Annotated in this window: 11 protein-coding genes; 7 read left to right on the top strand and 4 right to left on the bottom strand. The window is 70.7% G+C overall.

What is annotated here, in order from left to right:
- The first annotated feature begins 118 nt into the window (after positions 1-118).
- Complete coding sequence (locus tag Aut01nite_RS35320; protein WP_043521776.1) at positions 119-1,048, top strand: COX15/CtaA family protein; 930 nt, start codon at positions 119-121, stop codon at positions 1,046-1,048.
- A gap of 480 nt (positions 1,049-1,528) precedes the next feature.
- On the opposite strand, the gene Aut01nite_RS35315 is transcribed toward Aut01nite_RS35320, so the two are convergent.
- The 3 genes from Aut01nite_RS35315 to Aut01nite_RS35305 all read right to left on the bottom strand — a co-directional run bounded on the left by Aut01nite_RS35315 (position 1,529) and on the right by Aut01nite_RS35305 (position 3,855).
- Positions 1,529-2,407: an ATP-grasp domain-containing protein gene (locus tag Aut01nite_RS35315; RefSeq protein WP_043521775.1), complete on the bottom strand. Its 879-nt coding sequence runs from the start codon at positions 2,405-2,407 to the stop codon at positions 1,529-1,531.
- The gene (locus tag Aut01nite_RS35310; RefSeq protein WP_043521528.1) at positions 2,407-2,700 is read right to left on the bottom strand and encodes a hypothetical protein; all 294 of its coding nucleotides are present in this window, start codon (positions 2,698-2,700) and stop codon (positions 2,407-2,409) included. Before Aut01nite_RS35310 ends, Aut01nite_RS35315 begins: the two co-directional genes overlap by 1 nt.
- A 204-nt stretch (positions 2,701-2,904) precedes the next feature.
- Positions 2,905-3,855 (bottom strand): heme o synthase, encoded by a 951-nt coding sequence (locus Aut01nite_RS35305; protein WP_083998422.1) that lies wholly within the window; start codon positions 3,853-3,855, stop codon positions 2,905-2,907.
- Positions 3,856-4,119: 264 nt separating this feature from the next.
- On the opposite strand from Aut01nite_RS35305, the gene tkt reads away from it, so the two are divergent.
- The 6 genes from tkt to Aut01nite_RS35275 all read left to right on the top strand — a co-directional run bounded on the left by tkt (position 4,120) and on the right by Aut01nite_RS35275 (position 11,698).
- Entirely contained in the window at positions 4,120-6,234 is a 2,115-nt protein-coding gene (tkt, locus tag Aut01nite_RS35300) for a transketolase (protein ID WP_043521526.1), read from the top strand.
- 39 nt (positions 6,235-6,273) lie between these two features.
- Entirely contained in the window at positions 6,274-7,410 is a 1,137-nt protein-coding gene (tal, locus tag Aut01nite_RS35295) for a transaldolase (RefSeq protein ID WP_043521525.1), read from the top strand.
- A gap of 77 nt (positions 7,411-7,487) precedes the next feature.
- Positions 7,488-9,005, top strand: coding sequence for a glucose-6-phosphate dehydrogenase (gene zwf, locus Aut01nite_RS35290; RefSeq protein ID WP_043521524.1), 1,518 nt, complete (start codon positions 7,488-7,490; stop codon positions 9,003-9,005).
- Positions 9,002-9,985 carry a glucose-6-phosphate dehydrogenase assembly protein OpcA gene (locus tag Aut01nite_RS35285; RefSeq protein ID WP_043521523.1) on the top strand — a complete coding sequence of 328 codons (984 nt, stop codon included), beginning with the start codon at positions 9,002-9,004 and terminating at the stop codon, positions 9,983-9,985. The genes zwf and Aut01nite_RS35285 overlap by 4 nt, the downstream gene beginning before the upstream one ends.
- Before the next feature lie 119 nt (positions 9,986-10,104).
- Positions 10,105-10,854, top strand: a complete 750-nt coding sequence (gene pgl / locus Aut01nite_RS35280) for a 6-phosphogluconolactonase (protein WP_043521522.1) — start codon at positions 10,105-10,107, stop codon at positions 10,852-10,854.
- A gap of 454 nt (positions 10,855-11,308) precedes the next feature.
- On the top strand, positions 11,309-11,698 hold the full coding sequence (locus Aut01nite_RS35275) for a hypothetical protein (protein WP_152628435.1): 390 nt from the start codon (positions 11,309-11,311) through the stop codon (positions 11,696-11,698).
- Between the two features lie 4 nt (positions 11,699-11,702).
- On the opposite strand, the gene Aut01nite_RS35270 is transcribed toward Aut01nite_RS35275, so the two are convergent.
- Positions 11,703-12,278 carry an RNA polymerase sigma factor gene (locus Aut01nite_RS35270; RefSeq protein WP_043521520.1) on the bottom strand — a complete coding sequence of 192 codons (576 nt, stop codon included), beginning with the start codon at positions 12,276-12,278 and terminating at the stop codon, positions 11,703-11,705.
- Positions 12,279-12,301 lie beyond the last annotated feature (23 nt).

Genomic DNA, 12,301 nt, shown 5'->3' with positions numbered 1-12,301 from the left:
TGGGGAAATCACGCTCGGGCGCGCGCGTACGATGCGCGGGGTGAAGTCCTCCAAGGTGCGCCCGGCGTCCGGATTCCCCGGATCCCGGCCCTCCCCGCGCGACCGGGCGCTCGCCGTCCTGGATTCCCGCCCGCTCCGCCGGCTGGGCTCCTCGCTGCGCGGCCTGGCGCTCGCCTCGTTGATCGCCAACATCGGCATCATCGTCACCGGCGCCGCGGTCCGCCTCACCAAATCCGGGCTCGGCTGCCCGACCTGGCCCCGGTGCACCGACGAGTCGTACACGACCACGCCCGAGATGGGCATCAACGGCGTCATCGAGTTCGGCAACCGGCTGCTCACCTTCGTGCTCGTCGCGATCGCGATCGCCTGCGTCCTCGGCGCGCTGGCCCGCCGGCGCCGCTCCCTGGTCAAGCTCGCGGTCGCGGTCGCGATCGGCATCCCCGGCCAGGGTGTCATCGGCGGCATCACGGTGCTCACGAACCTCAACCCGTGGGTGGTCGGCCTGCACTTCATCCTGTCGATCGCGCTGGTCGCCGGGGCGTACGCGCTGTGGCGCCGGGTGGACGAGGGCGACGGCGACCCGGTCCCGCTGGTCCCCGCCCCGCTGCGGCAGCTGGCCTGGGTGACCGTCGCCGCCGGCTTCGCGGTGATCGCCGCCGGCGTGGTGGTGACCGGCAGCGGCCCGCACTCCGGCGACCAGGGGGCCAAGCGCAACGGCCTGGACCCGGTGCAGATCTCCCAGGTGCACGCCGACCTGGTGTTCCTGCTGATCGGCCTGACCGTGGCGCTGTGGTTCGCGCTGCGCGCCGTGAACGCCCCGGCCGCCGCCGTCCGGGCCGCCGCCGTGCTGTTCGGGGTCGAGATGGGGCAGGGGCTGATCGGCTTCGTGCAGTACTTCACCCACCTGCCGGTGGCACTGGTCGCCGCGCACATGCTGGGCTCCGCGCTGGTCTGGACCTCGACCCTGGCGGTGCTGTGGTCGCTGCGCTCCCGCCCGGCCCTGACCCCCGCCACCCCGGCCCGGGTCAGCGAACCGATCCCGGCATAACCCCCGGCTGACGGTCCGCGGTTGCTCTTCCCAGACCCTTCTCCGGTACGCGCCACGAAGGTCCCGTGACTCGCGGCGGCTGCGGCAGGCGTTCCCTCCCGGCCGTCCCCCGGTGCCGATCATGCATGCCCGTCCCGGTCACCCCGACCGGGACGGGCAGGGCTGCGTGGACAGCTGCGGCTCGCATCGGACCGCAACCCACCACAGAACCAGCCCTACCACTGCGTAGACAGTTACGGCACGAAACGGACCGCAACCCACCACACAACCGCCCCCACCACTGCGTGGACAGCTGCGGCACGAAACGGACCGCAGCTGTCCACGCAGAACTGCGGAACCACTCGACGCGATGGGCCGCGGCAGCACCAGGGAAGACCGGTCGGTCCCCGCATACGAAAGGCCGCCGGAGGCGGCCTTTCGTGGTGCCGGAGACGGCGATGAACGCCGCCGCGCCGGAGGCGGGCAAGGGCCGCCGCCGGGTCAGAGGCGGGCCAGGATCGCGTCGGCCAGGCGGTCGGCGGAACCGGGTGCGGTCCGCAGGAACAGGCACGGCTCGGTGAGCTCCAGCTCGATGAGCGTCGGCGTGCCGTCCGGGCCGGGGATCAGGTCGACCCGCGCGTACAGCAGCTGCTTGGCCCCGCCCGGGATGACCGCGAGGACCCGCGCCGCCGCTTCGATCTCCGCCGGCGAGGGGTCACGCGGGGTGATGCGCTCCGAGCTCGCGTCGATCGGCGCGCCGGCCGGCCCGGTCAGCATCGGCGCCTTCCGGATGCCGTGGCTGAACGTCAGCTCGCCGGAGGCGTCCGGGGTGCACAGCACCGCGGTCTCGCCGGCGGTGTCCACCGCGGACAGGTACGGCTGGATCATCGCGGTCCGCCCGGCGCCGGTGAGCCGCTCCACATGTGCCGTGGCGAGCGTGGCGTCGCCGGGGAGCCGGTACCGGGAGGTGTCCTGGCTGCCGGCGCTGATCGTCGGCTTGACCACCCACTCGCCCTGGGACGGCGGGGTCCAGCTCTCCCCCGGGCCGATGAACTCGGTCGGGATGATCGGGATGCCGGCCGCGGCGAGGTCGCGCAGGTACCGCTTGTCGGTGTTCCAGGCGACGATCGCGGCCGGGTTGGCCAGGCGCGGGACGGTGCGGGCCCAGGCGACGAACTCCTCACGGCGGGCCACGTAGTCCCATGGGGACCGGATCACCGCGAGGTCGTAGCCGGACCAGTCGGCCGCCGGATCGTCCCAGCGGACCGCCTCGACGGTCACCCCGCGCTCGCGCAGCGCGTCGCGCAGGGGGTGGTCGTCGTCCCACAGATCGGGGAGGTCCGCCGAGGTGACCAGGGCGATCCGGGCGTCACGGCCCATCAGCGGGCCATGCTCCGCCGCGACATCGAACGCCACAGGTCGTTGCTGGGCCGCATCTGCTCCAGGAGCTCGCGCTCCCACTCGTTCTCCACCTGGACGCCCGCGTGGTCGCACGCCTCACGCGCGACACCGGTGTCCGGGGCGAACTGGTCGGACCACTCGCCGTCGCCTCCGACGAGGACGATGCGGGCGCCGCGCTTGCCGACGTACTCGATCACCGCCTTGGCGCCGCCGTGACCGGCGGCGAAAGACTTGATCTCTGAGGTCAGCGTCGTTACGGAACCTTCTGCCATGGTCCGCAGCCTAAGCAGTCAACCGGCGCGCCGTGTGCACTCCGATCGATTTTTGTGACTCGTGTTACCTGCAGGTTTCAAGATTCGGGCCATTGTTTTAGACCGATTACGCCCGAATTGCGACGCGCCCGCCAATCCGCCCTTCGAGTGACGGACAGTAACTAGCACTAGTGGGCAATCCGGGCATCCTGTGCGACGGCCGGGTCAGATCAGAGCGTCGACCGCGACGGCCATGAAGACCACCGTGAGGTACGTGATGGACAGATGGAACAGTCGCATCGGCTTGACCGTCACGCCGGCCCGGGTCTGCCGGACCAGCCGGATCGCCTCGGCCAGGAAGACACCGCCCATCACGATCGCCGTCACCCCGTAGATCGGGCCCAGTCCGTGCCCCAGCGGCCAGGCGACCAGCGAGACCACCACCGTGAGAACGGTGTAGACGAGGATCTCGAAGTTCACCCGCTGCATCGAGCGCACCACCGGCAGCATCGGAATGCCGGCCCGGGCGTAGTCGTCCTTGTACTTCACGGCAAGTGCGTAGAAATGCGGCATCTGCCAGAAGAAGACGATGCCGAACAGGGCCCACGCCATCGCCGGGATCGTCCCGGTCACCGCGGCCCATCCGATGACCACCGGCGCCGCGCCGCACACGCCACCCCAGAACGTGTTCGCCGGGGTGCGCCGCTTCAACCAGAGCGTGTAGACGACGTCGTAGTAGAAGATCGAGAAGGCGGTCAGCGCGGTGGCCAACCAATTGGTGAGAACCGCCATCAGCGCGACCGAGATCACAGCCAGGGTCAGGCCGAAGATGAGCACGGCCTTCGGGGTGATCACGTTCGCCGGGAGCGGGCGCCGCTTCGTACGCCGCATCACCTGATCGATGTCACGGTCGATGTAGCAGTTGAGCGCGCTCGCCGCGCCACCCGCCAGACCGCCTCCGACCAGCACCGCAGCGAAGGTGACCGGATCCGGCCAGCCCTTCGCCGCGAGCATCATCGTGGGCACGGTCGTGACCAGCAGCAGTTCGACGATCTGCGGTTTGGTGAGGGCGAGGTACGCCCGGAAGAGCGCGAGCCAGCTCCGCCGGGCCTCGGCGCCCGCAGGGCGCTCTGCCACGCCGGGCGTCCGCCTTTGGACGGGACGCTCGGTGATCATGCTCACGGACAGCCACCTTCCGGCATCGGCTTTATTTCGCGGCCGTGAACCGGGTACGACCCGGCGGCTCGCCCGGACAGCCTACGCGCCGTCGTCTCCGCTGCTGGGGGCACCCGGTACGGGTGCAGACGGTCACATCCGTTGAACTGGCGTGTCCGCTCACAGCGTATGTGCCTGGGGCGTTCGCTGCGCGGACGTTTAGCCCTACTGGATAGGGTCAAGCCGAAAAGGGTTCCATAATTTTGCCCGAGGAGCACAACCGACGTGGCTGCCACTAACCCCGCTCTCAACTGGTCCGACCTCGACCGCAAGGCGGTGGACACCGCCCGGGTGCTGGCCGCGGACGCCGTGGAGAAGGCCGGCAACGGCCACCCCGGCACCGCCATGAGCCTCGCGCCCGCGGCCTACCTGCTGTTCAACAAAGTGCTGCGGCACGACCCCACGGACCCGGAGTGGGCGGGGCGCGACCGGTTCGTGCTGTCCTGCGGTCACTCCAGCCTCACCCTCTACGTGCAGCTGTACCTCAACGGATACAGCCTGTCCCTCGACGACCTCAAGTCCCTGCGCCAGTGGGACTCGCTGACCCCGGGCCACCCGGAGTACGGGCACACCCCCGGCGTCGAGATCACCACCGGGCCGCTCGGCCAGGGCATCGGCAACGCGATCGGCATGGCCATGGCGGCCCGCCGGGAGCGCGGCCTGCTCGACCCGGACGCCCCGGCCGGTGAGTCCCTGTTCGACCACTACGTCTACTCGATCGCCTCCGACGGCGACATCGAGGAGGGCGTCAGCCACGAGTCGAGCGCCATCGCGTCGGTGCAGAAGCTCGGCAACCTCGTGGTGATCTACGACGACAACGAGATCTCCATCGAGGACGACACCCGGATCGCCAAGAACGAGGACGTCGGCGCCCGCTACGAGGCGTACGGCTGGCACGTCCAGACCGTCAACTGGCGGGGCGAGGGTGAGTACAACGAGGACGTCGAGGCGCTCTGGGACGCGATCCAGACCGCCAAGTCGGTGACCGACAAGCCGTCGTTCATCGTCCTCAAGACGATCATCGGTTACCCGGCGCCGAAGAAGCAGAACACCGGCAAGATCCACGGCTCCGCCCTGGGCGCCGCCGAGATCACCGCCACCAAGGAGATCCTGGGCTTCGCCGACGAGCCCTTCGCGATCGACGACGAGGTCGTCAAGCACGCGCAGCAGGTCGTCGAGCGGGGCAAGGCCGCGCACGCGGAGTGGCAGCAGAAGTTCGACGCCTGGGCCTCCGCCAACGCCGAGCGCAAGGCGCTGTTCGACCGGCTCTCCACCCGGACCCTGCCGGAGGGCTGGCACTCCGCGCTGCCGGAGTTCCCCGCGGATGAGAAGGGCCTGGCCACCCGCGCCGCGTCCGGCAAGATCCTGGAGGCGCTCGCGCCGGTGCTCCCCGAGCTGTGGGGTGGCTCCGCCGACCTGGCGGAGAGCAACAACACCACCATGAAGGGCGAGCCGTCCTTCATCCCCACGGAGTACGCGACCAAGGAGTTCCCCGGCCACGAGTACGGCCGCACGCTGCACTTCGGCATCCGTGAGCACGGCATGGGCTCGATCCTCAACGGCATCGCGGTGCACGGCGGCACCCGGCCGTACGGTGGCACCTTCCTGGTCTTCTCCGACTACATGCGCGGCTCGGTTCGCCTCTCCGCGCTGATGAAGCTGCCTGTCGTCTTCGTGTGGACGCACGACTCGATCGGTCTCGGCGAGGACGGCCCGACGCACCAGCCGATCGAGACGCTGACCGCGCTGCGCGCCATCGTCGGCCTCGACGTGGTCCGCCCGGCCGACGCCAACGAGACCGCGTACGCGTGGCGTGGCGCCCTGGAGCACACCGACCGGCCGACCGCGCTGGCGCTGTCCCGGCAGAACCTGCCGACCGTCGACCGCAGCAAGTACGCGTCGGCGGAGGGCACCCTCAAGGGCGGCTACATCCTCTCCGAGGCGTCCAGCGGCCAGCCCCACGTGATCCTGATCGCCAGCGGCTCCGAGGTGTCGATCGCGCTGACCGCGCAGGAGCGCCTGGAGGCCGAGGGCACCCCGACCCGGGTCGTGTCGATGCCCTGCCAGGAGTGGTTCTTCCAGCAGGACACCGCCTACCAGCAGCAGGTCCTCCCGAACGGGGTGAAGGCCCGCGTCACCGTCGAGGCCGGCATCCGGATGAGCTGGGACCGTCTCCTCGGCGACGCCGGCGAGGCCGTCAGCATCGAGCACTACGGCGCCAGCGCGCCGGCGAAGGTCCTGTTCGAGCAGTTCGGCTTCACCGCTGACAACGTCGTCGCGAAGGCCCATGCCTCCCTTGCCAGGGTCGGCGAGATCACCGGTCACAAGACCGGCAACTGACTTCTATTCGATTCGACCTTCATTCAGGAGTTGAGGGAAATGACCGACAGACTGGCCGAACTGTCCGCCCAGGGTGTCGCGGTGTGGCTCGACGACCTCTCCCGGGTCCGGCTGACCAGCGGCTCGCTGGACAAGCTGCGCACCGAGCAGCACGTGGTCGGCGTGACCACGAACCCGAGCATCTTCCAGAAGGCGCTGTCCGACGCCGACGCGTACGACGAGCAGCTGCGTGACCTGGCCGCGCAGGGTGTGACGGTCGAAGAGGCGATCCGCCTGATGACCGCCAAGGACGTCCGCTGGGCGGCCGACGTGTTCCGCCCGGCGTACGACGCGTCCAACGGCGTCGACGGCCGGATCTCGATCGAGGTGGACCCGCGCAAGGCGCACGAGACGGAGTCCACCGTCGCCGAGGCGAAGACGCTGTGGTGGCTGGTCGACCGGCCCAACCTCTACATCAAGATCCCGGCGACGCTGGCCGGCCTGCCCGCCATCACCCGGGTGCTGGCCGAGGGCATCAGCGTCAACGTCACGCTGATCTTCTCGGTCGAGCGTTACCGGGCGGTCATGGACGCGTTCCTGGCCGGCCTGGAGCAGGCGAAGGCGAACGGCCACGACCTCTCCAAGATCGGCTCGGTCGCGTCGTTCTTCGTGTCCCGCGTGGACACCGAGATCGACAAGCGCCTCGACAAGACCGGCTCGGACGAGGCCAAGGCGCTCAAGGGCAAGGCGGCCATCGCCAACGCCCGGCTGGCGTACGAGGCGTACACCGAGGTCTTCGGCACCGACCGCTGGAAGGCCCTGGAGTCCGCCGGCGCCCACCCGCAGCGTCCGCTCTGGGCGTCCACCGGCACGAAGAACCCCGACTTCCTCGACACCATCTACGTCGAGGAGCTGATCGCGCCGGGCACGGTCAACACCATGCCGGAGTCGGTCATCTTCGCGTACGAGGACCACGGCACCACCCGCGGTGACACCATCACCGGCGCCTACGCGGACGCCCACAAGGTCTTCAGCGACCTCGAGGCCGTCGGCGTCGACCTCGCCGACGTCTTCACGGTCCTGGAGGACGAGGGCGTCGAGAAGTTCGAGGCCAGCTGGAAGGAGCTCCTGGAGGGCGTCGCCAAGTCCCTCAAGGCCGCCTCCTCCGGCGCGAAGAACCCCAGCGACGCTGCCTGACGAGCAGCATCAGCGGCCTGTCGCGGGAGACCTCGCGACAGGCCGCTCCGTCTTCAAAAAACTGGCAGGATGGCAACGTGGGTAATCCGCTGCGCACCGCACAGGACCGACGGCTACCACGGATCCCGGAGCCCTGCGCTCTGGTGATCTTCGGGGTCACCGGTGACCTGTCCCGAAAGAAGCTCATCCCGGCCGTGTACGACCTGGCCAACCGCGGTCTGCTGCCCCCGGGTTTCGTGGTGGTGGGCTTCGCCCGCGCCGACTGGGGTGACGGCAGTTTCGAGTCGCTGGCCTACGCGGCCGCCAAGAAGGGCGCCCGGACCCCGTGGCGCGAGGATGTCTGGCAGCGCCTGACCAGCCAGTTCCACTTCGTTCCCGGATCGTTCGACGACGACGAGGACTTCGACAAGCTCGCCGAGACCCTCGACGACCTCCGCGTCCGTAACGGCATCACCGGCAACACCGCCTTCTACTTCTCCATCCCGCCTGCCGCGTTCCCGCTGGTGCTCAACCAGCTGAACCGGACCGGCCTGGCCGACAACGCCAAGACCGGCGGCTGGCGGCGGGTCGTCGTGGAGAAGCCGTTCGGCCACGACTACCAGAGCGCCGTGCAGCTCAACGAGCTGGTCGACAACGTCTTCAACCCGCAGGACGTCTTCCGGATCGACCACTACCTCGGCAAGGAGACGGTCCAGAACATCCTGGCGCTGCGCTTCGCGAACAGCCTGTTCGAGCCGGTGTGGAACTCGAAGTACGTCGACAGTGTGCAGATCACCATGGCCGAGGACGTCGGCATCGGCACCCGGGCGGCGTTCTACGACGCCTCCGGCGCCGCCCGCGACGTGCTGCAGAACCACCTGCTGCAGCTGCTCGCCCTGGTGGGCATGGAGGAGCCGACGAGCTTCGACCCCCAGGAGGTACGCGCGGAGAAGCTGAAGGTCCTCCGGGCCATCAGTCTGCCGCCGGACATCTCCACCGGCTCCGTCCGCGGGCAGTACCTTCCCGGCTGGGTCGCCGGTGAGCGTGCCGTCGGCTATCTGGAGGAGCCGAACATCCCGGCCGGCTCCACCACCGAGACGTACGCGGCCGTCCGCCTCGGCATCCAGAACCGGCGCTGGGCCGGCGTCCCGTTCTACGTGCGGGTCGGCAAGCGGATGCCGCGCCGGGTCACCGAGATCGCGATCCTCTTCAAGCGGGCGCCGCACCTGCCGTTCGACCCGGCCGACGTGGAGATGCTGGGCCACAACCAGCTGGTCATCCGCGTGCAGCCGGACGAGGGCGTGGTCCTGAAGTTCGGCTCCAAGGTGCCGGGCACCTCGATGGAGGTCCGCGACATCGCGATGGACTTCCAGTACGGCGAGGCGTTCACCGAGTCCAGCCCGGAGGCGTACGAGCGTCTCGTCCTGGACGTGCTGATCGGTGACCGGACCCTCTTCCCGGACGCCGCCGAGATCGAACAGTCCTGGCGGGTCATCGACCCCCTGGAAGCCGCCTGGGCGGACACCAAGCCGGAACCGTACCGGGCCGGCGAGTGGGGGCCACGGGCCTCCGACGAGATGCTGGCGCGTGAAGGCCGTACCTGGAGGCGGGCATGATCGGTCTGTGGGACACCACCGGCAACGAGGTCGTCAAGGCCTTGGCCGCGGAGCGCCGCAGCGCCGGCGGCGTGGCCTCCGGCCTGGCGCTGACCCTGATCGCCGTGGTCGAGGAGAAGAAGGTCCGGGAGGCCGAGGCCGCGGCCACCATCGCCGCCGCCGCGCACCCGTGCCGCCTGCTCATCGTGGTCCGCTCCGACCTGGAGGGCCGCAGCCGGCTGGACGCCGAGATCGTCGTAGGCGGGCGTCTCGGCCCGGCCGAGGCGGTCGTCATGCGGATGTACGGCCGTCTCGCCCTGCACGCCGAGTCGGTCGTGATGCCGCTGCTCGCCCCGGACGTGCCGGTGGTCACCTGGTGGCACGAGGAGCCGCCGAACATGATCGCCAACGACTTCCTGGGCGTCGTCTCGGAACGGCGGATCACCGACAGCGCACAGTCGCCCGACCCGGTCGCCGCTCTCAAGCAGCGGGCCGTCGACTACGCGCCCGGCGACACCGACCTCACCTGGACCCGGATCACGCTGTGGCGGACCCTGGTCGCCGGCGCGTTCGACAGCACCGAGGCGCGCGTCATCGGCGCCCGGATCGTGGCGCCGGACCGGGACCCCACCGCCTGGCTGATGCTCGGCTGGCTGAAGTCCCGGCTCGGTATCGAACCGGTGCTGGAGCACACCGACCGGGCTCCGCGCATGCACGCGGTGGAGCTGCAGTGCGAGAACGGCGACTGCGTCCGGGTCACCCGCGAGGAGGGCACGGCGCTGTTCAGCCGGACCGGCCAGGAGGACCGCTACATGCCGCTGCCGAAGCGGCCGGTCGGTGACGAGCTGGCCGAGGAGCTGCGCCGTCTCGACCCCGACCAGATCTACGCGGAGGCGCTCGGCGCCATGGCCGGCCTGTCCGGCCTGGACCACCGCAGCCCGCAGCGGGTGCACGTCTGGAAGGATCCGGCGCTCGCCGCGATCGCCGGCTCGCCCGCCTAGATATCCATGTGAGTGGTTCGGGCGCACACCGCGGCCGAACCGCACACACCGCAAGTTTCAAGATCGAGGCCGCCCGCCGCACCGCGGTGGGCGGCCGCTTCATAAGGGAGACAACCCCATTGAGTGAGACCGTGGTCGTGGTGGTTCCGGACGCCGACATCCTGGCGTCCACGGTGGCGGCTCGGCTCGTCATCAAGATCATCGACGCTCAGGCGGCGCACGGCTCGGCGAGCGTGGTGCTGACCGGCGGCCGGGTCGCGGCGAAGGTGCTGCGCTCGGTACGGGAACTACCCGCCTCCGCCGCGATCGACTGGTCCCGGGTGGACCTGTGGTGGGGCGACGAACGGTACCTTCCATCCGGCGACCCGGACCGCAACGAGACCCAGGCCCGCGAGGCGCTGCTCGACGAACTGCCGCTGGACCCCGCCCGGGTGCACGCCATGCCGGCCTCCGACGGCCCGGACGGTGGGGACGCGATCGCCGCCGCCGGCCGGTACGCCGGCGAACTCGCCGCCGCAGCAGGTCCCGGCGCCGGCCCGCTGCCCCGCTTCGACGTGCTGATGCTCGGCGTCGGCGAGGACGGGCACGTGGCGTCACTCTTCCCGGACCACCCGGTGCTGCAGGAGACCGGCACGACGGCCGCCACCTTCGACAGCCCGAAACCGCCGCCCGTCCGGGTGACGCTCACCCTGCCGACCATCCAGAGCGCCGACGAGGTGTGGCTGATCGCGGCCGGGCCGGACAAGGCCGCCCCGATCGGCACCGTGCTGTCCGGCGGCCATCTGCCGGCGGCGAACGCGACGGGCGTACACAGGACGCTCTGGCTCCTGGACAAGGCAGCCGCCGCGAACGTGCCCGCTCAGCCATAACCCCCGCGAACCCGTGTGGTGACCTGTGGCTCGAATCGAGCCACAGGTCACCACACGGGCTGTAACGCGGCTGCGTGGCGACGTGCGGCGCGCTACGGGCCGCAAGAGACCACACACAACCCGCAGCGCGGCCGCGTGGCGACCTGCGGCACGCCACGCACCGCAGAGCACCACACCACCCGCAGCACGACGAACGTGGCGGCCCGCGGCACGCTACGACAACCCGCGCCACGGCAAGGTGGCGACCTGTGGCGCACCACGCACCGCAGAACACCACACCATCCGCAGTACGAGGAAGGTGGCGGCCCGCGGCACGCTACGACAATCCGCGCCACGGCATTGTGGTGACGTGTGGCGCGCTGCGCGCCGCAGAACACCACCCAACCTGCGGCGCGGCGGCGTGGTGACCTGCGGCGGGCTGCTTCAGCCGGCTGGGGTCGCCTCAGGGGCCGCGGTGTCCGGGGGGGAGCCCGTCGAGACGGCCGGCTTGCCCGGCGCGGACGTCGCCGGTGACGCCGAACGGGACACCGCCGGTGACCGGGAGCCGGACGGCGACGGCGTCCCGGAGGCCGTCGGTGTGGGCGAGACGGACGATGGCGACGGCGTGACCACCGCCGGCCCGGCGGGCGGGGCCGGCGGGTCCGGCGGCGGGGAACCGGGTAGCAGGGTGAACGCCAGCACCCCCGCCGCGATCCCCACCCCGACCGGCAGCGGCAGCCACCGCCGCCACGGTGATCGGGCGGGTGCCGTGGCCAGCGTCGGCGGCGTTCCGAACCGCAGCCGGTCAGGCGTGATCTGCGCGGCCCGGGCCGCCAGGGCGGTTCTCAGCCGTGCCTCGACCTGATCGGTCACCGCTCCCCCAATCTGTCCCGCAGGATCGCCAGCGCCCGGTGCGCCGTCGACTTGACCGTGCCGCGGGAGACCCGCAGCGTGTCGGCGATCTCCCCCTCGGAGAGCTCCGACCAGTAGCGCAGCACCAGCACCTGCCGCTGCCGGGCGGTCAGGCCGTGCAGCGCCCGCAGCATCTCCCGGTCGCTCGCCCCGAGCAGCGCCTCGTCCTCCGCCGCCGGCACCGCGCCCGGTGGCGGTGGAACATAGGCGCGGGCGGTCCGGCGGCGGCGCAGCGCGGACCGTGCCGCGTTGGTCACGCCGGTGATCAGGTACGCGTGCGGATCCGTCACGCCCCGCAGCTCCGGCCCGTGCTTGCGGTAGAGGGCGGTGAACACGTCCTGCACGATGTCCTCCGCGGTGGGCAGGTCGTCGACCATCAGCACCGCCAGCCGGACCAGGCTGAGCCGCCGTGCGTGGTAGAGCTCGTTGATCGCGGGCGGCGTGTCCGGCGCGTCACGGCCCGGGGTCCACACCCCGGCGGAGAGCCCACGCAGCCAGGCCAGCAGTGCGGGGAACGGCAGAACGGAGATCACAGGCGCGGCCTCGGAGGTCGATC

Source organism: Actinoplanes utahensis, from assembly GCF_016862455.1.
Taxonomy (GTDB): domain Bacteria; phylum Actinomycetota; class Actinomycetes; order Mycobacteriales; family Micromonosporaceae; genus Actinoplanes; species Actinoplanes utahensis.
Note: the sequence above shows the minus strand (reverse complement) of the source record. Positions and strands in the feature narration are given on the sequence as shown.

Bases quoted from the DNA above. Each gene is read 5' to 3' on its own strand.
- Aut01nite_RS35315 (WP_043521775.1), bottom strand. From the start codon at position 2,407: ATGGGCCGTGACGCCCGGATCGCCCTGGTCACCTCGGCGGACCTCCCC.
- Aut01nite_RS35310 (WP_043521528.1), bottom strand. From the start codon at position 2,700: ATGGCAGAAGGTTCCGTAACGACGCTGACCTCAGAGATCAAGTCTTTC.
- Aut01nite_RS35305 (WP_083998422.1), bottom strand. From the start codon at position 3,855: ATGATCACCGAGCGTCCCGTCCAAAGGCGGACGCCCGGCGTGGCAGAG.
- tal (WP_043521525.1), top strand. From the start codon at position 6,274: ATGACCGACAGACTGGCCGAACTGTCCGCCCAGGGTGTCGCGGTGTGG.
- Aut01nite_RS35285 (WP_043521523.1), top strand. From the start codon at position 9,002: ATGATCGGTCTGTGGGACACCACCGGCAACGAGGTCGTCAAGGCCTTG.